The following is a 24,864-nucleotide window of genomic DNA, read 5'->3' on the forward strand; positions in this document are numbered from 1 at the left end:
ACAGGGTTAATGGTGGAGGTTGGTAGTCATGGCTGACTCGATTTCGATGAAAAAACTGGTCACCCGCCTGCTGCTGGTGGTGGTGGCGATGTTCGTCTTCGGGTTTGCCCTGGTGCCGATCTACGACGTGATGTGCAAGGCCTTCGGCATCAACGGCAAAACCGCCGGGCAGTACCAGGGCGAACAAACGGTCGACACCTCGCGGCAAGTGCGCGTGCAGTTTCTCTCGACCAACTCGGCGGACATGTCCTGGGACTTCTACCCCAAGAGCGACGAACTGACCGCCAATCCAGGGGCCGTGAACGAGATGATTTTCATCGCGCACAACCCGACCGATAAGCCGATGAGCGCCCAGGCCGTGCCGAGCATCGCGCCCAGCGCTGCGGCGGCGTACTTCCACAAGACCGAATGTTTTTGTTTTACCCAGCAAGTGCTGCAGCCCGGTCAGCGGATCGAGATGCCGGTACGTTTCATCGTTGACCGTGACATGCCCAAGGATGTGAAGCACCTGACGCTGTCCTACACGCTGTTCGATATCACCGCCCGACATCCACCGGTAGCTGTAAACACTGGCGGCTGAGCGTGCCCGATAAGGAGAACAATAAATGGCAACTCATGAACACTATTACGTACCGGCCCAGAGCAAATGGCCGATCATCGCCACGGTCGGCATGCTCACCACCGTATTCGGCCTGGCCACCTGGTTCAACGATCTGAAAGCCGCGCGGCCGGAATCCCACGGCCCGCTGATCTTTTTCGTCGGCGGACTGTTGGTGGCCTACATGTTGTTCGGTTGGTTCGGGACGGTGATCAAGGAAAGTCGCGGCGGGTTGTACAGCGCACAGATGGACCGCTCGTTTCGCTGGGGCATGAGCTGGTTCATCTTCTCCGAGGTGATGTTCTTCATCGCCTTCTTCGGCGCGCTGTTTTATGTACGCAATGTCTCTGGCCCGGCCCTCGGCGGTGAAGGTGCCAAGGGCATCGCGCACATGCTTTGGCCGACCTTCGAGTGGACCTGGCCGCTGCTGAACAACCCTGACTCGAAACTCTTTCCGCCGCCCAAGGAAGTCATCAGCCCTTGGGGCCTGCCGCTGCTCAATACCGTGCTGCTGGTGAGTTCCAGCGTGACCGTGACCATCGCCCACCACGCGCTGAAGAAAGGACATCGCGGCGCACTGAAACTCTGGCTTGCGCTCACCGTTTTGCTGGGCTGCGCATTCCTATTCTTCCAGGCTGAAGAATACATGCACGCCTACCGCGAACTGGGCCTGACCCTCGGTTCCGGCATCTATGGTGCGACGTTCTTCATGCTCACCGGTTTCCACGGCGCCCACGTGACCATGGGCACGATCATCCTGTTTGTGATGTTGATGCGGGTCATGCGCGGACACTTCGATGCCGATCACCAGTTCGGTTTCGAGGCAGCGAGCTGGTATTGGCACTTTGTGGACGTGGTGTGGATCGGATTGTTCGTTTTCGTCTATGTGCTGTGAAGCAGCTTCAAGCTTCAAGATTCAAGCTTAGAGCTACCACGGAACATGTGACACCAACTGGCCGCTGAAGAAACCCCAGGCGATCAAGCCGACGGTAGCGGCGGCCAGTGCAACACGAACACTCAAGGCAATGACGAGACGGTTCGAGCTGCTGTCGTCCTTGACCAGAAAAAACAGGCCGCTGAACAGGCTGACAACCGTGGCAATCAGCATCAGGACGATGGCTGCTTTGAGCATGGTGAGACTCCGGGGGAAAGGCGATGCACGTGAGTATAGCTATCGCGCATACCGACTTTTTGGCCATGCCATGAAGCGCTTTCGGCCGGGCATCGTGCCGACACTGGTGGTCGCCCTGTTGCTGCCGCTGCTGGTGTCGCTCGGGTTCTGGCAACTGAACCGGGGCGCGGAAAAAAGTGCGCTGCTGCAAAGCTACGCCGAGCGCCGTGTCGCCGAACCGATGGCCAGTACCGAACTGCAACACACCGAAGACCCGGCCTTCCGCCGCGTCCGCCTGCACGGCCAGTTCGATGCTGCGCACAGCCTGCTGCTGGACAACCGTCAGCGCGACGGCAAGGTCGGCGTGGAGTTGTTGCAACCATTTCAGGATCAGGCAACCGGCCTTTGGTTGCTGGTCAATCGTGGCTGGCTGCCGTGGCCGGATCGGCGCACACCGCCACAATTCACCACCCCCAAAGAAGCCTTGAGCCTGGACGCCTGGGTCTACGTTTCACCCGGCGCGACCTTCCAGTTGCACGCCGACCCAAGCACCGCCACCTGGCCGGAGTTAGTCACCGCCGTCGAGCCTTCGAAGCTCTGGACAACGCTGGACCGTGAAGGATTTGCCTACGAATTACGCGCAGAAAATGGTCCCGCGACTTATCAGGCCGATTGGCCAGTAGTCGCCATGGGCCCGGAAAAACACATCGCTTATGCCGTGCAGTGGTTCGCCATGTCGCTTGCCCTGTTCGGCCTCTATCTCTATCTCGGCTGGCACAACGCAAAGGAGAAACACCATGGGAGCGGCCATGAATCCACCCAGCATGTCTGAGGCGAAAACGCCGGCGAGTCGACGCAAGGGTCGCTTGCAATTACTGCTGATTGTGCTCGGGGTGATCGGTCCGATGATCCTCGCTACCGGCATGTACAAATTGCAGTTCTGGGTACCGGAGGGGCGCAGCTATCACGGCGAACTGATCGGCAATGGCCAGACCCGCGCCGACCTCGGCGTGCAGGCGCAGGAGGATCGCTGGCAGATACTGGTGACGGCGCCCAAGGAGTGTTCGGTCGACTGCCAGCAACTGGTGTACCTGGCGCGGCAGATCCAGATCGGCCTCGGTCGCGATGCCGGGCGCGCCAGTCATGCCTTGGCCGCGGCCCAACCGCTGAGCAGTGAATACGACGCCAAGCTGGCGCGCGAGTATCCTCAACTGCAGAGGTATCCCCTGGACCCCGCCAGCTTCAGTACCTTCAACAAAACCGCCGGCACCGGGGACAAGACCGCGCCACTGCTGTGGATCATCGACCCTCACGGCAATCTGGTGCTGCGCTACGACCCTACGGTGAAGGGTAAGGATCTGCTTAACGACCTGCGTCATCTGCTGAAACTGTCGAACATCGGATAAGGGCATCGTCATGGCCAAACCTGGATTTCGCCTCGCGTTGTTTGCCACCTTGCTGGCACTGATTGTGGTGTTGCTCGGCGCCTATACCCGCCTGACCCACGCCGGCCTTGGCTGCCCGGACTGGCCGGGTTGCTATGGTTTTATCAGCGTACCGAAAGGCGAAGTTCAATTGGCCCATGCCGAACTGCATTTTCCCGATGCTCCCGTCGAAGCCCACAAGGGCTGGAACGAGATGGTCCATCGCTACTTTGCCGGCACCTTGGGGTTATTGATCGCGGTACTGGCCGGTCGCGCCTGGGTTCATCGTCGTCATCCAGGGCAGCCGGTGAAGTTGCCGCTGTTCCTGCTGGCGGTGGTAGTCGCTCAAGCCGCGTTCGGCATGTGGACGGTGACGCTCAAGCTCTGGCCGCAAGTGGTCACCGGGCATTTACTCGGTGGTTTTGCGACGTTGAGCCTGCTGTTTTTGCTGACGTTGCGATTGTCCGGCGTATTGCCGGCGCTGACCGTGCCACGGCGTTTGCAGTACTGGGCGACCGCCGGGTTGCTGCTGGTGATCCTGCAAATTGCCTTGGGTGGCTGGGTCAGTTCCAATTACGCAGCGGTGGCCTGCATCGACTTCCCCACCTGCCACGGGCAATGGCTGCCTCCAGCTGATTTCGCCAACGGCTTTCACCTGACTCAGCACATCGGCCCCAATTATCTGGGCGGGCAACTGGACAGCGATGCCCGCACAGCGATTCATCTGACTCACCGTATCGGCGCGGTGTTGGTCACGCTCGTACTGTTCGGGCTGGCCTGGCAACTGAAGGTCGTAGGCATGACACGCCTGGCCGCCATGGTGCTGATCGCCCTTGCAGCCCAAATCACCCTTGGCATCAGCAACGTAGTGTTTCACTTACCACTGCCGATAGCCGTCGCCCACAACGCCGGCGGTGCAATGCTGCTACTGACGATGGTGCTGGTCAATTATCACGCGCGAACCAGTCTGGTTCGGGTCAAGCAGCAATCCCACGGTCGTTGGCGCTTCAGCCTGCGTACACACTCGGCCGGGCCCATAACAATAAAAGGAGAGATGCCATGGCGACGCTGATCGGCGAACGTCACAGTCAGGCAATCTGGCGTGACTATCTGGAGCTGACCAAGCCGAAAGTGGTGGTGCTGATGCTCATCACCTCGCTGGTCGGCATGTTCCTCGCGACCCGCGCCGGAGTGCCATGGACGGTGCTGGTGTTCGGCAATCTGGGGATCGCCCTGTGTGCCGGTGGGGCGGCGGCGGTCAACCATGTGGTGGACCGGCGCATCGACGCAGTGATGGCCCGCACCCACAAACGCCCCTTGGCCGAAGGCCGGGTGTCACCGGCGGCCGCGCTGACGTTCGCCTTGGTATTGGCGGTGCTTGGGCAAGCCGTGCTGCTCGCGTTCACCAATCCACTGACCGCCTGGCTGACCCTGGCTTCGCTGCTTGGATACGCAGTGGTCTACACCGGTTTCCTGAAACGTGCGACCCCACAGAACATCGTCATCGGCGGCCTGGCCGGTGCAGCCCCGCCGCTGCTCGGCTGGACCGCTGCCACCGGTCACGTCAGTGCCGAACCGCTGCTGCTGGTGCTGATCATCTTCGCCTGGACCCCGCCACACTTCTGGGCCCTGGCAATTCACCGCAAAGAGGAATACGCCAAGGCCGATATCCCGATGCTGCCAGTGACCCATGGTGAGCACTACACCAAGGTTCACATCCTGCTTTATACCTTCGCGTTGCTGGCCGTCAGCCTGATGCCCTACGTGATCCACATGAGCGGCATGCTCTATCTGATTTGCGCACTGGGGCTGGGCGCAAGGTTTCTGCAATGGGCCGTGGTGCTGTACCGTGGCACTCGGCCGCACGCGGCGATCAACACGTTCAAGTACTCTATTTACTACTTGTTCCTGCTGTTTATCGCGCTGCTCGTAGACCACTACTTACTGTTGAACCTATGACCCGAACCCAGAAAACCGTCTTCATTCTCGTCGCCCTGATCGCACTGGTCCTGGGCCTGACCATCAACAAAGTGCTTTCCGGTAAAGGCCAGGGCGACCCGACAGCACTGATCGACGCGGGCATTATCTTGCTGCCACAAAGTCGCAACCTGCCGGATGTGAAGATGACCGATCAGGACGGCAACCCGGTGATGGTCAATCAGCTGAAGGACAAGTGGAGCCTGCTATTCTTCGGCTACACCTTCTGCCCGGACATTTGCCCAACCACCCTCGCCCAGTTGCGCCAGATCAAGAGCGAACTGCCACCGGAAGCGGTGGCCAAGTTGCAGATCATCCTGGTCAGCATCGACCCGAACCGCGATACCCCGGCTCAACTCAAGCAATACCTGGGCTACTTCGATCCACAGTTCAAAGGCCTGACCGCGTCCTCAGTTGATGACATTGAGACGCTGGCCAACGCGGTGAGCATTCCGTTCATTCCGGCGGACACCAGCAAGCCCAATTACACCGTGGATCACAGTGGCAACCTGGCGGTGATCGGGCCGGACGGCACTCAGCGCGGGTTTATCCGGGGGCCGCTGAACAACGCTAAATTGGTGGCGCAGTTGCCGGTGATGCTTAACCGCAAATAAACAAACACCGCATACCCCTGTGGGAGCGAGCCTGCTCGCGAAAGCGGTGTGTCAGTCAGCAGTGATGTTGAGTGTGATGGCCTCTTCGCGAGCAGGCTCGCTCCCACAGGGGATTAGTGTTTCGGGCACAAAAATGGGGACGCATTTGGCGTCCCCTTTTTCGTTGCTTTCAGTCAATCAGAACGCCGGCACGACCGCGCCTTTGTACTTCTCAAGAATGAAAGCTTTCACTTCCGGGCTGTGCAGCGCAGCAACCAGTTTCTTCATCGCTTCGCTGTCCTTGTCGTCCGGACGGGCAACCAGGATGTTCACGTAAGGCGAGTCGTTGCCTTCGATGACCAATGCATCCTTGGCCGGATCAAGCTTGGCTTCCAGCGCGTAGTTGGTGTTGATCAGCGCCAGGTCGACCTGAGTCAGCACGCGCGGGATCGTCGCGGCTTCCAGTTCACGGAATTTCAGGTCCTTGGAGTTCTCGGTGATGTCCTTCACGGTCGACAGGATGTTGTTCGAATCTTTCAACTTGATCACGCCAGCCTTCGCCAGCAGCAACAACGCACGGCCGCCGTTGGTGGCGTCGTTCGGGATCACCACATTGGCGCCGCCCGGCAACTCGGTCAGAGCCTTGTACTTGCTGGAGTAAGCGCCCAGCGGTTCCAGGTGAACACCGGCCACGGCGACCAGGTTGGTGCCCTTGGCCTTGTTAAACTCATCGAGGTACGGCTGGTGCTGGAAGAAGTTGGCGTCCAGACGTTTTTCCGCCACCTGCACGTTCGGCTGAATGTAGTCGGTGAAAACTTTGACCTTCAGGTCCACGCCTTCTTTGGCCAGGGCAGGTTTCACGAATTCGAGGATTTCTGCGTGCGGAACCGGGGTGGCCGCGACAGTCAGGGTGTCGGCGTGGGCGGAAAAGGCTGCAACAGCAGCGAACGCGACGAGTAGTTTCTTCATTCAGCTAACTCCATATGAGGCACCCGCTTGCGGCGCCCGTTTGGCGCCTGCCAGCGAATGGCCGGCTCATGTCTTACTTACGGGAAAAATGGACAACCAATTTGTCGCCAACGGTTTGCAGCACTTGAACCAGCACCAGCAGCAACACCACTGTCACAACCATCACATCTGTCTGGAAACGCTGGTATCCGAATCGGATCGCCAGGTCGCCCAGACCGCCAGCGCCGACCACACCGGCCATTGCCGTGTAGGACACCAGTGTAATCGCCGTTACCGTAATTGCCGCGTAAATGCCCGGACGAGCCTCTGGCAGCAAGGCATTGGTGATGATCTGCCGCGTCGTCGCGCCCATGGCCTGGGTGGCTTCGATGATGCCGCGATCCACTTCACGCAGCGCGGTTTCCACCAGTCGCGCGAAGAACGGCGTGGCGCCCACCACCAGTGGCGGAATCGCACCGGCGACACCCAGCGACGTACCAGTGATCAGCACGGTGAACGGAATCATCACGATCAACAGGATGATGAAGGGCAGCGACCGCAGGATGTTCACCACCAGCGACAGCATTGCATAGACGCCTTTGGCTTCCAGCAACTGACGCGGGCTGCACAGGAACAGCAACACGCCCAGCGGCAAGCCGAGCAACACGGTGAACAATAGCGAACCGCCAAGCATCAACAGTGTGTCGCCGGTGGCCAGCCAGATTTCGAACCAGTCGATATTGGCGAAGAACGTAGTCAGGGCTTCCATCAGCGCAGCACCTCCATGTGGACGTCAGCCGCGGTGAAACGGGCAAACGCCGCGTCCATGTCGCCACCGGTCACGGCCAGGGTCAATTGCCCGTAGGGGATGTCTTTGATGCGGTCGATACGACCGGCCAGGATGCTGTAGTCCACACCGGTTTCCCGGGCGACGGTGCCCAGCAATGGCGCGTAGGTCGCTTCGCCCTGGAAGGTCAGACGCACGATGCGGCCCGGCACGTGAGCGAAGTCGTCGCGCTGCTCGCTTTCATCGATCTGCTCGTCTTCTTGCACAAAACGCTTGGTGGTCGGGTGTTTCGGATGCAGGAACACCTGGGCCACCGTACCTTGCTCGACGATCACACCGGCGTCCATCACCGCCACCTGGTCGCAAACCCGGCGAATCACGTCCATCTCGTGGGTGATCAGGACGATGGTCAGCTTCAGCTCGCGGTTGATCTCGGCCAACAACTGCAAAACCGACGCAGTGGTCTGCGGGTCCAGGGCGCTGGTGGCTTCGTCGCACAGCAGGATTTTCGGCTTGGTCGCCAAGGCGCGGGCAATGCCGACGCGCTGCTTCTGGCCACCGGACAACTGCGCCGGGTACTTCCTGGCGTGGTCGGACAAACCCACTCGCGCCAGCAATTCGGCCACACGCAGGTCGATTTCGCTGCGCGACAGTTCTCCGGCCAGGGTCAGCGGCAACGCAACGTTGTCGGCAACCGTCTTGGACGCCAGCAGGTTGAAGTGCTGGAAAATCATCCCGACTTGCTGACGGAAACGTCGCAGGCTGTTGGCGTCGAGCGCGGTGACTTCTTCCCCGTCGACGATGATCTTGCCGCCGCTGGAGTTCTCCAGGCGATTGATCAGACGCAGCAGGGTACTTTTTCCCGCACCGGAATGACCGATCAGGCCGAAGACCTGGCCGTTCTCAATCGTCAGACTGGTCGGATGCAGGGCGGGAATATCCTTACCGGCGACGCGGTAGGTTTTGTGGACGTTTTGAAACTCGATCACGTAGCGAACCTTGTGGGGCGCGTTAGAAAAGGATCAGCGGATAGCCGGGCGCGCATTTTAGCCTGTCCGTATAGAGGTTATTAGCATTTATTCCGCATTCATCCTTCGATTTGGCAATAACTCGATCAAAGATCATAAAAAAGGAACGGCTAAAAACCCCATCAGTCACAAATAGGGCAACTCGAAAACGCCCCCGGTGCCGTGCCTGGGGAATGCACAGAGTCCTGGCTACGGCGGGAATCGCAACGAGGAGTTTAGACTGATGAGTATCAAGAAGCCTGCCCCAACCAAAAGCGCACTCGCCGGTACCGACACCCTGGACCGCGGCAACACCAACACCAAGCTCGACAGCCTGGAAAAATTTCGCTCCGACGCCACCGAACAGGCCCTGCGCACCAATCAGGGCGTGAAGGTTGCGGACAATCAAAACACCTTGAAGGTCGGCGCCCGCGGGCCTTCGTTGCTGGAAGACTTCATCATGCGTGAGAAAATCACGCACTTCGACCATGAACGCATTCCCGAGCGCATCGTCCATGCTCGCGGGACCGGGGCGCATGGTTACTTCCAGGCCTACGAAAACCATTCCACGCTGACCAAGGCCGGTTTCCTGCAGGATCCGGGCAAGAAAACCCCCGTATTTACGCGCTTTTCCACGGTGCAGGGCCCACGCGGGTCAGGCGATACCGTGCGGGACGTACGAGGTTTCGCCGTAAAGTTCTTCACCGACGAGGGCAACTTCGATCTGGTGGGCAATAACATGCCGGTGTTCTTCATCCAGGACGCGATCAAGTTTCCAGACTTCGTACACGCGGTGAAACCGGAACCGCATAACGAGATCCCTACAGGCGGCTCGGCTCACGACACGTTTTGGGACTTCGTCTCTTTGGTGCCCGAGTCGGCACACATGGTGATCTGGACCATGTCCGACCGGGCTATCCCGAAAAGCCTGCGTAGCATGCAGGGATTCGGCGTGCATACATTCCGACTGATCAACGCCCAAGGCAAATCACGCTTCGTCAAATTCCACTGGCGCCCCACCGCCGGCACTTGCTCGCTGGTGTGGGATGAGGCGCAAAAGCTCGCCGGCAAGGACACCGATTTCCACCGCCGCGACCTCTGGGAAGCCATCGAGATGGGCGATTACCCGGAGTGGGAGCTGGGCGTGCAGATCATCGAAGAGGAAAACGAACACAGTTTCGACTTCGATATTCTCGACCCCACCAAGCTGATTCCCGAAGAAATCGTACCCATCACGCCCCTGGGCAAGATGGTGCTCAATCGCAATCCGGACAACTTCTTCGCCGAGACCGAGCAAGTCGCGTTCTGCCCGGGCCATATCGTGCCGGGGATCGATTTCTCTAACGATCCGCTGCTGCAAGGTCGGCTGTTTTCCTACACCGATACGCAGATCAGCCGACTTGGCGGGCCGAACTTTCATGAGATCCCGATCAACCGGCCGGTGGCACCGTTCCACAACGGTCAAAGGGATGCGATGCACCGCACCACCATCGACAAAGGGCGCGCGGCGTACGAACCCAACTCCATCGACGGCGGCTGGCCGAAAGAAACGCCGCCCGCCGCACAGGATGGCGGTTTCGAGAGTTATCCGGAGCGGATCGACGCCAACAAGATCCGTCAGCGCAGCGAATCGTTCAGCGATCATTTCTCCCAGGCAAGGCTGTTTTTCCACAGCATGAGCAAGCACGAGCAGGAACACATCATCTCCGCTTACAGCTTCGAACTCGGCAAGGTGGAGCGTGAAGCCATCCGCGCGCGTGAAGTGAACGAGATACTGGCCAATATCGATCTGGAACTGGCCACGCGTGTAGCCGCCAACCTTGGCTTGCCCGCGCCGAAAGCCGGGACCGTCGAGGTGCCAAAAGCTTCTCTGGACCGTTCGCCTGCCCTGAGCCAGGCCAACTTGCTCCCGGGCAACATCAAAACCCGCAAAGTGGCGATTCTTGCGGCCAACGGCGTCGATGGTGCGGCGGTTGATGCCATGAAGAAAGCATTGGAGGCAGAAGGCGCACACGCCAAATTGCTGGGGCCAACCTCGGCACCGGTGAAAACGGCCGATGGCAAAACATTGCCAGTGGATGCTTCGATGGAAGGTTTGCCTTCAGTGGCATTCGATGCGGTGTTCGTGCCGGGTGGCGCGGCGTCGATCAAGGCATTGAGTGGCGATGGTGTCGCGCTGCATTACCTGCTGGAGGCGTACAAGCACTTGAAGGCGATTGCACTGCATGGTGAGGCGAAGCAGTTGCTGGATGTGCTTAAGCTGGAGGCTGACGCGGGATTGATCGTGGGGGCAGATGCGAAGTTGATCAAGCCGTTTTTTGCGGCGATCGGGCAGCATCGGGTTTGGGATAGGGAGCCCAAGGCCAAGGCGATTCCGGCTTGAGGTTTTATATCGGTAGTTAGGACGTTATCGCGAGCAGGCTCACTCCCACATTGGATTTGTGTCGATCACATAACCCCCTGTGGGAGCGAGCCTGCTCGCGATGCTTTTAAGGCTTGCGCGGGCTCAGAACCATCTGCGCCTGAACATTGCGCAGAATCTGCTTTTCCAGCTTCAAATCGAAGTCTGAATCGAGTTTCTCCACCCGCTTGGTCAGCAACGTCGACAGCCAAGGATAATCATCGGTGCGCGGCACCTGAATGCTCACGTCGCAATTAAAATTCACCACATCAGCGGCGATGGCGTCGAGTTGGCGACGAAGTTTTGCCATATCGGTGATATTCAATGCAACCGTAGTGCTTTCGGCCGTCGGATCAATAACCTTCGCCTTGGGTTGCGCTTCTGCGGCTTTAAGATCGGCTTCGGCTTTATCCAGCTCGGCTTTGCGGGCGGTGACGATCGCATTGTTCACCCCGCCCGTCAGCGCCGGGGCTTTCGGCATAAGGGCCCGAGCGCGACTCAACGCGGTGGCGGCGGCATTCACATCGCCTTTTTGCAACACGATCTGGCTACGGTGCAAATACGCTTCGGCCAATTGGCGTTGGTATTGCTCAAGGGATTGATCGTCAGGGAACTGCGCCTGCAAAGCGGCCAGTTGATCTTCGGCGGTGGCCAACTCGCTGCTGGCGAGGCTTTTTTCCAGCTGCGCGATGGCCGTAGCCCGAGACTCAGAGGCCTCTGGGGCCGCCGGTGGCGTGCTTTGGCAGGCGCCCAGCAGCAAAGAAAATGCGACAAGGAGCAGATAACGGGAGGCGAACAACTTCATTCCTGCGACTCTCTATTTGCGCAAAAAACGAGCAAGTCTACACCCCTCGACGGGGCAGGACAAAACTCAGCAGAAACAGTGCGGCAGCCGTCACAACAATCGAGGGGCCCGCCGGTGTGTCCTTGAACCACGACAATGACAGCCCGCCGCAGACCGCGAGCATGCCCAACAGGCTCGCGCCCAGTGCCATCTGCTCCGGTGACCGGGCGTGACGTTGTGCCGCAGCCGCCGGGATGATCAACAGCGACGTAATCAGTAATACGCCGACGATTTTCATCGCGACAGCGATCACCACGGCAATCAAGAGCATCAGGGCCAGACGTAACGACGCCACCGGCAAACCTTCGACCCTGGCCAATTCTTCATGCACCGTGATGGCCAGCAACGGCCGCCACAAGGTCACCAGCAACGCCAGTACGGCAGCGCCGCCGCCCAGGATCCAGGCCAGATCGGTCGGGCTGATCGCCAGCAAGTCGCCGAACAGATACGCCATCAGGTCGATCCGCACTTCGTGCATGAAGCTTAGTACCACCAGGCCCAGAGAGAGCGTGCTCGGAGCGAGAATTCCCAAAAGCGTGTCAGACGCCAGCGGTTGGCGTTGCTGCAACGTCACCAGCAACACCGCCAGCAACAAGCAGCCAACGGTCACCGCAACGGCCGGGCTGACATCCAGCAAGAATCCCAACGCAACACCGAGCAAGGCCGCGTGGGACAAGGTGTCGCCGAAATAGGCCATGCGCCGCCAGACCACAAACGAGCCCAACGGGCCCGCCACCAGCGCCAAAGCCAAACCTGCAAGCAGGGCGTAGAGCAGAAAATCAGCCATGCTTGCAGCTATCTCCGTGAACGTGGGGTTGAGCTGCCGAGGCCGCAGTGACCACCGAGCCATGCAGATCATGGGCGTGGTCGTGATGGTGGTGATAGATCGCCAGGCTTTGGGCGTTCTTGCCGAACAGCTCGACGAATGCCGGATCGCCGCTGACTTGCTCAGGATGCCCGGAGCAGCAAACGTGACGGTTGAGGCAAACCACCTGGTCGGTGGTGCTCATGACCAGGTGCAGATCGTGGGAAACCATCAGCACGCCGCAACCGTGACGATCGCGCAGGCGCGTTATCAGGTTATAAAGTTCAGCCTGCCCCGCCACGTCGACGCCTTGTACCGGCTCGTCGAGCACCAGCAGTTCCGGCTCACGCAGCAGCGCCCGGGCCAGCAGCACGCGCTGCATTTCACCGCCAGAAACACTTTGCACCGGACTGTCGATCACCTGTTCGGCGCCGACCTCCTTGAGTGCCGCCAACGCCATGGCGCGGTCCACGCCCGGCACCAGCCGCAAGAAACGCAGCACCGACAGCGGCAGCGTCGGATCGACGTGGAGTTTTTGCGGCATGTAACCCACACGCAATTTCGGCTTGCGCCAGACGCTGCCGCTGGTCGGCTTCAACAGACCGAGCACCGCGCGCACCAGCGTGGTCTTGCCGGCACCGTTAGGGCCGATCAGGGTGACAATCTGCCCCGGCTCGACGCTCAGCTCGATGTTATCCAGCACACTTTGCCCGGCAAACGTGACGGCAACCTGCTCGAGGCGGATCAGCGCGTTGCTCATCAAGCCCCCTGGCAACCTGAACAGAGACCGACCACTTCAACGGTCTGGCCTTCGACGATAAATCCCACGTCCTTGGCGCTGCCAATGATCGCGTCGCTGATGGACTTCTGTTCGAGCTCAATGGCGGCGTGGCATTCGCGGCAAATCAGGAACTGCCCCTGGTGGGCGTGGCCCGGATGATTGCAGCCGACGAAGGCGTTGAGCGAGGAAATGCGGTGCACGAGGACGTTTTCCAGAAGGAAATCCAGCGCGCGGTACACGGTCGGCGGCGCGGCACGACGACCGTCCTGCTCACTGAGCACCGCGAGGATGTCGTAGGCACCCAACGGTTTGTGGCTCTGCCATACCAGCTCCAACACTCGCCGGCGCAACGCGGTCAGCCGCAACCCTTGGCGTGCGCACAAGGCATCCGCCTCAGACAATGCGCTATGCACGCAATGTGAGTGGTCGTGGGGACGGCTGGCAATCGGTGTTTTAGGCATGAGCGGCGACGGGTTTTGTGAGAGACGTTATTATGTTACTCGTTCTCGCCTCCTCGAGTGGTCATCGTGTCCCGACTTTTTTCTATTTTTATCGCATTTATCACAAGTTTTCTGCTGATCGGTTCGGCGCATGCCGAGGTCAGAGTCCTCACCAGCATCAAGCCCCTGCAGTTAATTGCCGCTGCGGTGCAGGATGGTGTGGCGACTCCGGAGGTGTTGATGCCGCCCGGGGCTTCGCCGCATAACTATGCTTTGCGCCCTTCCGACGTACGAAAAGTGCAATCGGTCGATCTGCTGTACTGGATCGGACCGGACATGGAAGGCTTTCTGCCGCGCGTACTGAAGGGTCGTACGCTGCCGAGCGTCGCCGTACAGGATTTGCCGGGGCTGAAATTGCGTCATTTCGCCCAAGACAATCACTCCCACGCCGAAGATGCTGATGAGCATGACCACGATCACCGGCCTGGCAGTCTGGACGCGCATTTGTGGTTATCACCGACCAATGCCCGGGTGATCGCCGCAAAAATGGCCGCCGACCTGAGTACGGCCGATCCGGCCAATGCGGTGCGATATCAGAGCAACCTCAAAGCGTTCGACGAACGACTGGACGCGCTGGACCTGCGCTTGAAGGCGCGGCTGGCAGCAATCGCAGACAAACCGTACTTCGTATTCCACGAAGCGTTCGACTACTTCGAAGACGCCTATGGCTTGAAACACACCGGAGTATTTAGCGTCGCTGCCGAAGTCCAGCCTGGCGCCCAACACGTTGCAGCGATGCGCGCGCGATTGCAGGAAGTCGGCAAGACCTGCGTATTCAGTGAGCCGCCCCTGCGTCCACGCCTGGCGGAAACACTGGTAGCGGGCTTGCCGGTGAAGCTGGCGGAACTGGATGCGCTGGGCGGGTACACGCCAGCGACCGCTCAGGGGTATGAGCAGGTGCTGGAGAAGTTGGGGAATGATTTGGCAGGGTGTCTGGAGTCGTTATAACCCCGACATTTGTGTCGCCCCCATTCGCGAGCAAGCCCGCTCCCACATTTGATCTCCTGTGCACACAAATTCTGTGGCTGGCGCAGTTCCAATGTGGGAGCGGGCTTGCTCGCGAAGCTTTTAAAGGGCAAACGGCAACGGCGCGCTGACCTTCTGCCGCTGCGCCAACCGCAGCTGGAACTCCATCGGGTCATGAATCAACACGTCCTGCCCTGCAAAAGACTCTGCCGCGATCAACCGTGACAACCAAAACCGCACACACGCCACGCGCAGCATTGTCGGCCACAGCTCGGCTTCAGTTGCCGTGAACGGACGCAACGCCGCATAAGCTCCCAGCAATGCCCGCGCTCGCGGCCCATCGAGCACTCCGTCGTCATCCGAACACCAGTCGTTCAAGGCAATCGCCACGTCGTAGAGCATTGGCCCGGAGCAGGCGTTGTAAAAGTCGATCAAGCCGGTCAGGTGCGTGCCTTCGAACATCGCGTTATCGCGAAACAGGTCGGCATGGATATTGGCGCGCGGCAACGCCAGAATTTTTACCTTCTGCTCGGCAATTTCATCCAGCGCCCGCTTCAGCAAATCGCTTTGCCCGGCACTCAGGTGGGAGAGAAACTGCGTGCCTTCCTCCAGCATCCAGTCCAGACCACGATCGGTTTTGCGCTTGATCATGTTGGCCTGGGTCGCCAAGTGCAGGTGTGCAAGCAACTCACCCACCTGGGTGCAGTGCTGCGCGTTGGCTTGCTTGATGTGCTTGCCGGCCAGTCGCGGTTGCAGCAGCGCAGGTTTGCCGGCCAGTTCGCGCAGGGCGACGCCATCGGTGGTGCGCAGGGCGTAAGGCACAGGCAAATCGGCCTCATGCAGGACATCGAGCAGTTCAATGAAGAACGGCATCTCGTCGACCGGACCGCGCTCGACCAGAGTCAGGACGAACTCGCCCTGCTCCAGGCTGATAAAGAAATTGGTGTTTTCGCTACCGGCAGCAATCCCCTGGAAATCAAGCAGGCGGCCGAGGCCATAAGGGGCGAGAAAGGTTTCCAGCTCGGGCCGAGCCAGGGGGGTGAACACAGACATGGTTAAAACTGCCAGTACGGGCGCCGCTGGTGAGCCAGCGCCAATTGAAATTAAGAAACTACTTCCACTCAAAGATTTTCCACGCCGGAATCAGCATATCCGGCTGATCCGAGCGGATGAAGTTTGCATCTGTACCATCGGCGCGTACCAGAAAATACGGCGGTGCGCCCTTCGGTGTGACTTTGATCGCATACAGGAAACCGTTTTGGCGGTACTCCTGAATGACCTTGTCCCCTTCCGTGCGGATCGTAACTTCCGGTTCCGCTGTCGGCGCGTCGTCCGCCGCCATGACGGCTAATGGAACAGTTGCAAACAAGCCAGCCAGCAACAGGCGATTTAGTGTGCGCATGATAACCTTGTCCCTTTGTCGTCAACGGTCCCGCTATTCTAGCGCCGGACCCGCCGAAAAGGTTGATCCTGCTCATGAGCCAAGCCCCCCTCGTCCTGGTGGACGGTTCTTCTTACCTGTACCGCGCCTTTCACGCGCTGCCACCGCTGACCACGTCCAAAGGCCTGCCGACCGGTGCGGTCAAGGGCGTTTTGAACATGCTCAAGAGTCTGCGCAAGCAGTACCCGGACAGTCCATTCGCCGTGGTGTTCGACGCCAAGGGTGGGACCTTTCGCGATGACATGTACGCCGAATACAAGGCCAACCGTCCGAGCATGCCCGACGACATGCGCGTGCAAATCGAGCCGCTGCACCAGAGCGTAATCGCCCTGGGCTTCCCGCTGCTGTGCGTCGAAGGCGTCGAGGCCGATGACGTGATCGGTACCCTGGCCCGCAGCAGCGCGGCGGCGGACCGCCCAGTGATCATCTCCACCGGCGACAAGGACATGGCGCAACTGGTCGACGGCCACATTACCTTGGTCAATACCATGACCGGTAGCAGCATGGACGTGGAGGGCGTGAAGGAGAAATTCGGCGTCGCTCCCGAGCAGATCATCGATTATCTGGCACTGATGGGCGACTCTTCCGACAACATCCCGGGCGTTCCGGGTATTGGCCCGAAGACCGCTTCCGGCCTGTTGGTGGGTGTGAATGGTGGCTTGACCGAACTGTATGCACAGCTCGACATCGTCCCGACCTTACCGATTCGCGGCGCGAAAACCCTGCCGGCCAAGCTCGAAGAGCACAAGGAGATGGCGTTCCTCTCCTATCAACTGGCAACCATCAAGATCGACGTGCCGCTGGACATTGGCCTCGATGACTTGCAAATGGGCAAACCCGATCACGACAAGCTCGCTGAGCTGTACACCTTGCTGGAGTTCAAGAGCTGGTTCGAAGACAACCAGCGCGACGCCAAACGCTCCGGCCAGGAAGTGACCGCGCCCGTGGTTGAAGAAGTCGTCGCCGAGACCGAACTCAAATACACAACAATCCTCACCCAGGCTGATTTCGACCTGTGGCTGAAGAAGCTCAACGACGCCAAGCTGATCGCCTTCGATACGGAAACCACCGGCATTGATGCGCAACAGGCACAACTAGTCGGTCTGTCGTTCGCTGTACAAGCCAACGAAGCGGCCTATATCCCGCTGACCCATTCCTACATGGGCGTGCCGGATCAGCTGGACCGCGACACCGTGCTTCGCGCAGTGAAGCCGATTCTGGAAGATCCGAACAAGCTCAAGGTTGGCCAGCACGCCAAGTTCGACATGAACATTTTGGCGAACTGCGCCATCGGCGGCGATCAGAGCTGCGGTATCACCGTGCGAGGCATCGCTTTCGACACCATGCTCGAATCCTACGTGCTGGACTCCACGGCGACCCGCCACGATATGGACAGCCTGGCGCTCAAGTACCTGAATCACACCACCACGAGTTTTCAGGACATCGCCGGCAAAGGCGCCAAGCAACTGACGTTTGACCAGATTTCACTGGAACTGGCCGGGCCTTACGCCGCCGAAGACGCCGACGTGACCCTGCGCCTGCATCAAACGTTGCAGGAAAAGCTCAATGCCATCCCGAGCCTGAGCAAAGTCCTCAGCGAAATCGAAATGCCGCTGGTACCGGTGCTCGCGCGGATTGAACGCCAGGGTGCATTGGTCGACGCCAATCTGCTGGGCATTCAGAGTGTGGAACTGGGCGAGAAGATGGTCGCCCTCGAGCGTGAGGCGTTCGCCATCGCCGGCGAAGAGTTCAACCTGGGCTCGCCCAAGCAATTAGGCGTGATCCTGTACGAAAAACTCGGCCTGCCGGTTCTCAGCAAAACGGCCAAGGGCCAGGCCTCCACCGCCGAAGCCGTACTGGCCGAACTGGCCGAGCAGGATTTCCCGCTGCCCAAGGTGCTGATGCAGTACCGCTCAATGAGCAAGTTGAAAAGCACCTACACGGATCGCCTGCCGGAACAGATCAATCCGCGTACAGGGCGAATCCACACGTCTTATCATCAGGCCGTCGCGGCGACCGGGCGTTTGTCGTCCAGTGATCCAAACCTGCAGAACATTCCGATCCGCACCGCCGAAGGCCGTCGCATTCGTCAGGCGTTTGTGGCACCAACCGGCTACAAATTGCTGGCAGCGGACTACTCGCAGATCGAACTGCGGATCATGGCCCATCTGGCCAAGGACGAAGGGCTGCTGCACGCCTTCCGCAATGATCTGGACGTGCACAAAGCTACCGCAGCTGAAGTTTTCGGTGTTGAACTGGCGGATGTGACCACTGATCAGCGTCGTAGCGCCAAGGCGATCAACTTCGGCTTGATCTACGGCATGAGTGCGTTTGGCCTGGCCAAGCAGGTCGGGGTGGATCGCAAGCAGTCGCAGGCGTACATCGACCGTTATTTCGCCCGCTACCCTGGCGTGCTGCAATACATGGAGCGCACTCGCGCCCAGGCTGCCGAACAAGGTTTTGTCGAGACGATCTTCGGTCGCCGTCTGTACCTGCCGGAAATCAATGCGAAAAACCCGGCCCTGCGCAAAGGTGCCGAGCGCACGGCGATCAACGCGCCGATGCAAGGCACGGCGGCGGATATCATCAAGAAAGCCATGGTGGCTGTGGATAACTGGCTGACCTCCTCAGGCCTCGACGCCAAAGTCATCTTGCAGGTGCACGATGAATTGGTGCTTGAGGTCCGTGAGGATTTGGTCGATCAGGTTCGCGAGGAAATTCGCCTCCACATGAGCAACGCGGTGAAGCTGGATGTGCCGCTGTTGGTAGAGGTTGGGGTCGGAAATAACTGGGACGAGGCTCACTAATCCGTCTAAACAGGCGTTTCTGTTGCGGCATAGCGCCGTGGCAGAAGCGCCGAGCGCTGCTATTTCATAAAGATGCCTGGCGTTATTTCCAATCGATTTGGAACTTCTTCGGAACTAAACCCGTCAACCGCCACTCAGAGTTACTGAATGGCTGGTGAAGCCCTTCGATGCTCCTATGTTGTGTTAAGTGTTGGCAGATAATCTGGACCCCGCCCTAGCGGTCCGGAACTTGAGCCCCGGAACTTCCCCCTCCCCATAGAAGTCCGGGGTTTTTTTTGCCTGCCGTTTGCCTCAAGGGCTTTACTCGGCAGCTTCGGAACCCTTGTCCGCCAGCTCCATCCAGCCCGCCAGTACCGTGTAGGCGTCTTCCAGACCCAAGCGTTTTGGCGCCGAAAACAGCTGGATACTGACCGCATCCCCCCAACCCTTACGGATATCGGCCTGGACTTTGAGCAGGACGTTTTTCGCCGCCCCGTACGTCAACTTGTCGGCTTTGGTCAGCAAAATATGCATGGGCATGCCGCTGGCGACAGCCCAATCAAGCATCAACAAATCGAAGTCGGTCATTGGATGACGGATGTCCATCATCAAAATCAGACCTTTCAAACTCTCGCGACCACCCAGATACGCTTCCAGGTGACGCTGCCAGTGCAGCTTCAACGGGATAGGTACTTTTGCATAACCGTAACCCGGAAGGTCGACCAGACGACGATCATCGTCTAGCTTGAAGAAGTTCAAGAGCTGCGTGCGCCCCGGAGTTTTCGAGGTTCGCGCAAGACTGGCGTGCGTCAGGGTGTTCAGCGCACTGGACTTGCCGGCGTTGGAACGGCCGGCGAAGGCCACTTCAAAGCCTTCATCGTCCGGGCATTGATCGACTTTGGCAGCGCTGAGCATGAAGGTGGACTGTTGGCACAGGCCGAGGATGGGATTCTTGAGTTGCATGGGATTTCCGATGTGGGCGGCGCCGGGAATGGACGCGGCAAGCGGTGTCGTTTCCGTTTCAGTGACGCCAGTATATAATGCCGCAGATTTTGTGTGCGCTTTGTCCCAGCGTAGGATGAAGATCACGAGAGCGATTGACCTTGATTGCGCACTAGAACGCAACATGCTCTCAACCCTGAAAAGGTCGTTTTATGACGAAATGGCTGCTAGCTGCCGGTGTCTTGATGCCGCTTTACAGCGCTCAGGCTACACAGGATCCGGAAGCTGTGTACAACCGTGTTTGTGGTGCCTGTCATTCCGGCCAACTACCCATGGCCCCTCAAAAGGGCGATCAGGAAGCTTGGACGCCGAGGTTGGCGAAAGGTATGGAGACGCTGGTGCAACACGTGACCCAGGGTTTCAAGGCGATGCCGCCGCGTGGTTTGTGCATGGACTGCAGTGCCGAGGATTACCAGGCAATCATCCAGTGGATGAGCGAGTGATCCCGGTCCATAACTCCTTAACCCTTAGCCGTAGTTGGATTAGCTGATGAACAAATTGATCGTGAGTCTGCTGTTGACCGTGGGGATCTCCGGCATTGCCCATGCTGCAGGTGAGCCAGTAAAACCTGGTGACGCCGCCGCAGGCCAGGCAAAAGCCGCTGTATGTGGCGCCTGTCATGGCCCGGATGGCAACAGCATGGCGCCTAACTTTCCGAAACTGGCAGGTCAGGGTGAACGCTACCTGACCAAACAGCTGCACGACATAAAGTCGGGCAAGCGCACCGTTCTGGAAATGACCGGCCTGCTGACCAACCTGAGCGACCAGGATCTGGCTGATATCGCGGCCTACTTCGCCAAACAGAACGGCAGTGTTGGAGCCGCCGACCCTAAAATCGTGGCTCGCGGTGAAGCCCTGTTCCGCGGCGGCGACCTGGCCAAGGGCCTGCCGGCCTGCACCGGTTGCCACTCTCCAGACGGCAAGGGCAATGCGACCGCCGGCTTCCCTCATCTGGGCGGCCAGCATGCTCAATACGTCGCCAAGCAACTGACCGATTTCCGCAAGGAAGAAGGCGGACGCACCAACGATGGCGATGCCAAAACCATGCAGACAATCGCCAAACGACTGAGCGACGAAGATATCGCCGCCGTGTCCAGCTACATTCAAGGCCTGCACTAAGGCCGGTTGATCGGGCGTTGCGAGTGATGAACATCTCATGCAACGTTAACGCTCGATTAATCCGTCGCAGCAAGTATAAAAAGGGTGGCTTAGGCCGCCCTTTTTTGTGGCCGCTGCCGTTACACTACAGAACTCAAGCCCGCCAGGACCTGTCTGAAAACAGGTCGCGCGAGGCGACCAAAATTGTCCAGGAGTAAAGCATGCGTAATCTGATCATCAGCGCCGCATTCGTCGCTGCCAGCCTGTTCGGCATGACTGCCCAAGCCGCCGAAGCCCCCGCTGCCCCCTATGTCGAACTGACCAATCCGGTTCCGGTCGCAGTGCCTGGCAAGATCGAAGTGGTGGAGTTGTTCTGGTATGGCTGCCCGCACTGCTACGCATTCGAACCGGTAATCAATCCTTGGGTCGAGAAGCTGCCCTCCGATGTGAATTTTGTGCGCATTCCAGCGATGTTCGGCGGCCCTTGGGACGCACACGGCCAACTGTTCCTGACCCTTGAAGCCATGGGCGTCGAGCATCAGGTTCACACGGCGGTTTTCGAAGCCATCCAGAAAGAACACAAGAAGCTGGTCACTCCAGAAGAAATGGCAGAGTTCCTGGCCACTCAGGGCGTTGACAAGGACAAGTTCCTGGCCACCTTCAACTCCTTCGCCATCAAGGGCCAGATCACCAAAGCCAAAGACCTGGCGAAGAAGTATGAAATTTCCGGCGTACCGACCATGATCGTCAACGGTAAATATCGCTTTGACGTGGGCTCCGCCGGCGGTGCCGAGCAAGCCCTGAAACTGGCCGATACACTGGTCGACAAAGAGCGAGCGGCTAGCAAGGCTGCCGCCAACTAAGCGAAGCGACTGCCATGCGCCGCTGGGGAACTGAACGCGTTGTTGGCCTGCATGATCCACGGGTCAACGAACATCACCTGGAGTCGACGGGCTTGCCCGCAGACAGTCGACTGCGCTTGCTCAGTTTTAATATCCAGGTCGGCATCAGTACCGAGCGGTATCGGCACTACCTGACCCGAGGCTGGCAACACTTGTTGCCGCACACCGGGCGTGCCGACAATCTGCAAAAAATCGGCAACCTGCTGGGCGACTTCGATCTGGTCGCCTTGCAGGAAGCCGATGGCGGCAGCCTGCGATCAGGCTACGTCAATCAAGTCGAACACCTGGCGCAACTCGGCGCCTTCCCCTACTGGTATCAACAGCTCAATCGCAACCTCGGTCGCCTCGGTCAGCACAGCAATGGCGTGCTCAGCCGTATGCGCCCATGGGTCATTGAAGATCACCCGCTACCGGGCCCCAAGGGTCGCGGAGCGATTCTGGTGCGCTTCGGTGAAGGTCCGGAGGCCTTGGTGGTGGTCATGATGCATCTGGCGCTGGGCGCTCGCGTGCGCAGCCTCCAACTGGCTTACATCCGCGAGTTGATCGGCGGCTATAAACACCAAGTGCTGATGGGCGACATGAATACCCATGCCAGCGACTTGCTGCAAAACTCCCCGTTGCGTGACCTCGGCCTGCTCGCGCCGCAATTGGAAGCGACATTCCCTAGCTGGCGCCCACAACGCTGCCTGGACCATATTCTGCTAAGCCCGACGCTGACCCTTGAAAAGGTCCAGGTCCTGGCACAGCCCATTTCCGATCACCTGCCGGTCGCGGTAGAGATTCGTCTGCCGGGTTCGCTCACGGCAGATGCATTACCCGCGTTGAGCCCTGCCCCTCGCGGACCCCATGAATGAGCGACGAAACACAGCGCTGGAAAGAGAAGTACCTCAAAAACATCGAACAACAGGAAAAGCTTGAACGTCGCTGGGACGCCCGGCTTGACCTGCTGCGCCGTGGGCTGGTGCGTAGCACTCTGGCGGCTGAGGGTACCGACCGCGCCGTCGACCAATGCATGAAAGAGATGCGCGAAGTCGTGCGCACCGATGACATGGACGCCGCCTTGGCCGCCCTGCTGCCGCGACTTGAAAAAGCCGTGCTCGATTCCGAAAAGCGCCGGGAAACCCGAATCAGTCAGACCAGCGCCGCACTGACAGCGCTGGTCTCGCAACTGCAATCATTGCCGCTGCCTCGGGAAGTGAGCCGACCACTCAAGAGCTTTGCCAAAAAACTCGAGGGTAGAGTCAGTCAGGCCCGCGAAATTCCGTTGCTGCTCAGCGAACTAAGCGGCCTGCAAGGCAAGGCCTTGAACCAGTTGGAGACCCCAGCCGAACCTGACCGGCCCGGTTTTCTGCAGAGACTGTTCGGCAGCCGCGAAGCTGACGAGGAAGTGTCACAGGTCATCGCACCTTCCGTTCACACCACGGCTGCGCAACCTGTGGAGCCCGCTGCCGAAATTGCACATGTCGATCACGCATCGAGTGAGGACCGGCCGTCAGTTACACAACTAGTGGCACCCGCCTGTGAAGTGGTAGCACTTGTCCCGCCCGCCCTTGAAGCAGTCGCCGCCTGGACGCCAGCTCCAGAACCACAAACAGCGTCGGACAATGAACACCAGGAAGAGCCCACCCTTCCCTTCCTCGCCCCCGTCATTGCGATCCAACCGGCAATCAATCCCGATGAGCTGACCCCGGCATTTACGACCATTGATCCTGAGCACAGCGAACCAGAGCACTTCCTCTACGCCTTGCCTGACTCACCGGAGCCGTCCTACAGCTCTGTCGCCAAACACATCGAAGACACACTGCTCGGCCTGCTCGACGATTTGACATTACCGGAACGCCACCGACCCCAAGCGGAAGCGATGCGGGATCGCCTTCAACATGGTTTGAACTGGTATGAGCTGATTCCGATCCTCGACGATCTAGCGACCCTGATGTTGGCGATAAACCACGGCGGCGAGCACGAATTCGAAGCCTATTTACAGCAACTCAATGAACGCCTGGAATCCTTCCAGAGCAACTTGAAGGCGGCCAGCGAAGGGCACGCCGACAGCCGCTCTGCGGCGCGGCAGATGGATACGCAGATCCGCGAACAGGTCGATGGCTTGCACAGCAGCATGCAGGAAGCGGCGGACCTGGACGACCTCAAACTCGTTCTGGAGAATCATCTGGAAGGCCTGCTTGGCACCATGGATCACCACCAGAAGCAGCGCGATGAGCGTGAACAAGCGGTCGCAGCACGGTTACACAGCCTGGCGGAGCGGGTGGCGCACATGGAGCAGGAAGCGCAGGGTTATCGGAAGCACCTTGAAGAGCAGCGCCAGAAAGCGTTGATCGATCCGCTCACCGCCCTGCCCAATCGAGCCGCGTGGAGCGAACGCCTGGATCACGAAGTCGGCCAATGGCAGCGGCACGGCAATACCTTGTTGCTGGCCATGCTCGATCTCGATCACTTCAAACGTATTAACGACAACTATGGCCACCTGGCAGGCGACAAAGTGCTGAAGATCATCGCCAACGTGATGCGCAAGCGCCTGCGCGGTACCGATTTCGTCGCGCGATTTGGTGGCGAGGAGTTTGTGCTTCTGATGCCCGGCACCGTGCCGGCAGTCGGTGCAAAACTGCTGGAAACCCTGCGCGCCTCGATCGAGGCTTGCCCATTTCACTTTAAAGGTGAGCGCGTAACAATCACTATTTCCATGGGCTTTACGGCGCTTAAACCCGATGAAAATAGCGATATGGCCCTCAAAAGAGCCGATCAGGCGCTGTATCGCGCCAAAAATGCCGGGCGCAATCGAGTAGAGGCCGGCTAACGGCCATTTGTTCCATTTTGTTGAAAACAGCGCATTTGCCGTCGGCACTCAAAGCAGTACGTTACACTGTTGCATTACTGT

At 59.2% G+C, this 24,864-nt stretch carries 26 protein-coding genes; 15 read left to right on the forward strand and 11 right to left on the reverse strand.

The genetic code is table 11. From position 1 onward, the window contains the following. The first annotated feature begins 28 nt into the window (after positions 1–28). Together J2Y56_RS06095 and J2Y56_RS06100 are read left to right on the forward strand one after the other, a co-directional pair. Positions 29–580 carry a cytochrome c oxidase assembly protein gene (locus J2Y56_RS06095; RefSeq protein ID WP_007947919.1) on the forward strand — a complete coding sequence of 184 codons (552 nt, stop codon included), beginning with the start codon at positions 29–31 and terminating at the stop codon, positions 578–580. A gap of 25 nt (positions 581–605) precedes the next feature. Next, a complete protein-coding gene (locus tag J2Y56_RS06100) occupies positions 606–1,493 on the forward strand; it encodes a cytochrome c oxidase subunit 3 (RefSeq protein ID WP_007947921.1) in 888 nt (295 codons plus the stop codon). A 33-nt stretch (positions 1,494–1,526) separates the two neighbouring features. On the opposite strand, the gene J2Y56_RS06105 is transcribed toward J2Y56_RS06100, so the two are convergent. After that, positions 1,527–1,730 carry a twin transmembrane helix small protein gene (locus tag J2Y56_RS06105; RefSeq protein ID WP_007940724.1) on the reverse strand — a complete coding sequence of 68 codons (204 nt, stop codon included), beginning with the start codon at positions 1,728–1,730 and terminating at the stop codon, positions 1,527–1,529. Positions 1,731–1,800: 70 nt separating this feature from the next. On the opposite strand from J2Y56_RS06105, the gene J2Y56_RS06110 reads away from it, so the two are divergent. Genes J2Y56_RS06110 through J2Y56_RS06130 form a run of 5 tightly spaced genes read left to right on the forward strand, consistent with a single transcriptional unit; the run spans position 1,801 to position 5,724 of the window. Beyond that, a complete protein-coding gene (locus J2Y56_RS06110) occupies positions 1,801–2,541 on the forward strand; it encodes an SURF1 family protein (protein ID WP_007947922.1) in 741 nt (246 codons plus the stop codon). Next, complete coding sequence (locus J2Y56_RS06115) at positions 2,507–3,115, forward strand: hypothetical protein (protein WP_007947923.1); 609 nt, start codon at positions 2,507–2,509, stop codon at positions 3,113–3,115. The genes J2Y56_RS06110 and J2Y56_RS06115 overlap by 35 nt, the downstream gene beginning before the upstream one ends. 10 nt (positions 3,116–3,125) lie before the next feature. Next, complete coding sequence (locus tag J2Y56_RS06120) at positions 3,126–4,205, forward strand: heme A synthase (protein WP_007947926.1); 1,080 nt, start codon at positions 3,126–3,128, stop codon at positions 4,203–4,205. After that, positions 4,193–5,092 carry a heme o synthase gene (cyoE, locus tag J2Y56_RS06125; protein ID WP_007947928.1) on the forward strand — a complete coding sequence of 300 codons (900 nt, stop codon included), beginning with the start codon at positions 4,193–4,195 and terminating at the stop codon, positions 5,090–5,092. Before J2Y56_RS06120 ends, cyoE begins: the two co-directional genes overlap by 13 nt. After that, the gene (locus J2Y56_RS06130; protein ID WP_007947929.1) at positions 5,089–5,724 is read left to right on the forward strand and encodes an SCO family protein; all 636 of its coding nucleotides are present in this window, start codon (positions 5,089–5,091) and stop codon (positions 5,722–5,724) included. The genes cyoE and J2Y56_RS06130 overlap by 4 nt, the downstream gene beginning before the upstream one ends. 177 nt (positions 5,725–5,901) lie before the next feature. Here J2Y56_RS06130 and J2Y56_RS06135 read toward each other — a convergent pair whose 3' ends face one another. The 3 genes from J2Y56_RS06135 to J2Y56_RS06145 all read right to left on the reverse strand — a co-directional run bounded on the left by J2Y56_RS06135 (position 5,902) and on the right by J2Y56_RS06145 (position 8,427). Next, positions 5,902–6,672, reverse strand: a complete 771-nt coding sequence (locus J2Y56_RS06135) for a MetQ/NlpA family ABC transporter substrate-binding protein (protein ID WP_007947930.1) — start codon at positions 6,670–6,672, stop codon at positions 5,902–5,904. A gap of 73 nt (positions 6,673–6,745) precedes the next feature. Then, positions 6,746–7,420, reverse strand: coding sequence for a methionine ABC transporter permease (locus tag J2Y56_RS06140; protein ID WP_007947931.1), 675 nt, complete (start codon positions 7,418–7,420; stop codon positions 6,746–6,748). Beyond that, positions 7,420–8,427: a methionine ABC transporter ATP-binding protein gene (locus J2Y56_RS06145; RefSeq protein ID WP_007947933.1), complete on the reverse strand. Its 1,008-nt coding sequence runs from the start codon at positions 8,425–8,427 to the stop codon at positions 7,420–7,422. Before J2Y56_RS06145 ends, J2Y56_RS06140 begins: the two co-directional genes overlap by 1 nt. 205 nt (positions 8,428–8,632) lie before the next feature. Here J2Y56_RS06145 and katE point away from each other — a divergent pair, with 205 nt between their 5' ends. Next, positions 8,633–10,828: a catalase HPII gene (katE, locus tag J2Y56_RS06150; protein ID WP_310349418.1), complete on the forward strand. Its 2,196-nt coding sequence runs from the start codon at positions 8,633–8,635 to the stop codon at positions 10,826–10,828. Positions 10,829–10,934: 106 nt separating this feature from the next. Here the strand turns inward: katE and J2Y56_RS06155 are convergent, their stop codons facing one another. The 4 genes from J2Y56_RS06155 to zur are packed head-to-tail and all read right to left on the reverse strand — an operon-like array spanning position 10,935 to position 13,737. Continuing rightward, the gene (locus J2Y56_RS06155) at positions 10,935–11,651 is read right to left on the reverse strand and encodes a PA5502 family lipoprotein (RefSeq protein WP_007947938.1); all 717 of its coding nucleotides are present in this window, start codon (positions 11,649–11,651) and stop codon (positions 10,935–10,937) included. Between the two features lie 37 nt (positions 11,652–11,688). Then, positions 11,689–12,477 carry a zinc ABC transporter permease subunit ZnuB gene (gene znuB, locus J2Y56_RS06160; protein WP_310349241.1) on the reverse strand — a complete coding sequence of 263 codons (789 nt, stop codon included), beginning with the start codon at positions 12,475–12,477 and terminating at the stop codon, positions 11,689–11,691. Next, positions 12,470–13,255, reverse strand: coding sequence for a zinc ABC transporter ATP-binding protein ZnuC (znuC, locus tag J2Y56_RS06165; RefSeq protein ID WP_310333288.1), 786 nt, complete (start codon positions 13,253–13,255; stop codon positions 12,470–12,472). The genes znuB and znuC overlap by 8 nt, the downstream gene beginning before the upstream one ends. Next, a complete protein-coding gene (zur, locus tag J2Y56_RS06170; protein WP_007947941.1) occupies positions 13,255–13,737 on the reverse strand; it encodes a zinc uptake transcriptional repressor Zur in 483 nt (160 codons plus the stop codon). Before zur ends, znuC begins: the two co-directional genes overlap by 1 nt. A 66-nt stretch (positions 13,738–13,803) precedes the next feature. Between zur and J2Y56_RS06175 the strand changes: the two genes are divergently transcribed. Further along, positions 13,804–14,724 carry a metal ABC transporter solute-binding protein, Zn/Mn family gene (locus tag J2Y56_RS06175; protein WP_310333289.1) on the forward strand — a complete coding sequence of 307 codons (921 nt, stop codon included), beginning with the start codon at positions 13,804–13,806 and terminating at the stop codon, positions 14,722–14,724. A gap of 120 nt (positions 14,725–14,844) precedes the next feature. Here J2Y56_RS06175 and J2Y56_RS06180 read toward each other — a convergent pair whose 3' ends face one another. Both J2Y56_RS06180 and J2Y56_RS06185 read right to left on the reverse strand, forming a co-directional pair. Beyond that, positions 14,845–15,795 (reverse strand): homoserine kinase, encoded by a 951-nt coding sequence (locus J2Y56_RS06180; RefSeq protein WP_310349244.1) that lies wholly within the window; start codon positions 15,793–15,795, stop codon positions 14,845–14,847. A 58-nt stretch (positions 15,796–15,853) separates the two neighbouring features. Further along, a complete protein-coding gene (locus J2Y56_RS06185) occupies positions 15,854–16,144 on the reverse strand; it encodes a DUF2782 domain-containing protein (protein WP_007947945.1) in 291 nt (96 codons plus the stop codon). A 74-nt stretch (positions 16,145–16,218) separates the two neighbouring features. Between J2Y56_RS06185 and polA the strand changes: the two genes are divergently transcribed. Then, on the forward strand, positions 16,219–18,990 hold the full coding sequence (gene polA, locus J2Y56_RS06190; protein WP_310349246.1) for a DNA polymerase I: 2,772 nt from the start codon (positions 16,219–16,221) through the stop codon (positions 18,988–18,990). Positions 18,991–19,290: 300 nt separating this feature from the next. Here the strand turns inward: polA and yihA are convergent, their stop codons facing one another. Beyond that, positions 19,291–19,932 (reverse strand): ribosome biogenesis GTP-binding protein YihA/YsxC, encoded by a 642-nt coding sequence (gene yihA, locus J2Y56_RS06195; protein WP_033049579.1) that lies wholly within the window; start codon positions 19,930–19,932, stop codon positions 19,291–19,293. 191 nt (positions 19,933–20,123) lie between these two features. On the opposite strand from yihA, the gene J2Y56_RS06200 reads away from it, so the two are divergent. From J2Y56_RS06200 to J2Y56_RS06220, 5 genes are all read left to right on the forward strand, one after another. Continuing rightward, entirely contained in the window at positions 20,124–20,414 is a 291-nt protein-coding gene (locus J2Y56_RS06200) for a cytochrome c5 family protein (RefSeq protein ID WP_007947948.1), read from the forward strand. Between the two features lie 46 nt (positions 20,415–20,460). Then, on the forward strand, positions 20,461–21,090 hold the full coding sequence (locus J2Y56_RS06205; RefSeq protein ID WP_007947949.1) for a cytochrome c: 630 nt from the start codon (positions 20,461–20,463) through the stop codon (positions 21,088–21,090). A 200-nt stretch (positions 21,091–21,290) separates the two neighbouring features. Next, positions 21,291–21,932, forward strand: coding sequence for a thiol:disulfide interchange protein DsbA/DsbL (locus J2Y56_RS06210; RefSeq protein WP_007947951.1), 642 nt, complete (start codon positions 21,291–21,293; stop codon positions 21,930–21,932). Positions 21,933–21,946: 14 nt separating this feature from the next. Then, positions 21,947–22,825 (forward strand): endonuclease/exonuclease/phosphatase family protein, encoded by an 879-nt coding sequence (locus J2Y56_RS06215; protein WP_150779528.1) that lies wholly within the window; start codon positions 21,947–21,949, stop codon positions 22,823–22,825. Further along, the gene (locus J2Y56_RS06220; protein WP_310333293.1) at positions 22,822–24,783 is read left to right on the forward strand and encodes a diguanylate cyclase; all 1,962 of its coding nucleotides are present in this window, start codon (positions 22,822–22,824) and stop codon (positions 24,781–24,783) included. Before J2Y56_RS06215 ends, J2Y56_RS06220 begins: the two co-directional genes overlap by 4 nt. The last annotated feature ends 81 nt before the right edge of the window (positions 24,784–24,864 follow it).

Origin of the sequence: Pseudomonas sp. BE134 (assembly GCF_031456105.1) — a bacterium.
Lineage (GTDB): Bacteria > Pseudomonadota > Gammaproteobacteria > Pseudomonadales > Pseudomonadaceae > Aquipseudomonas.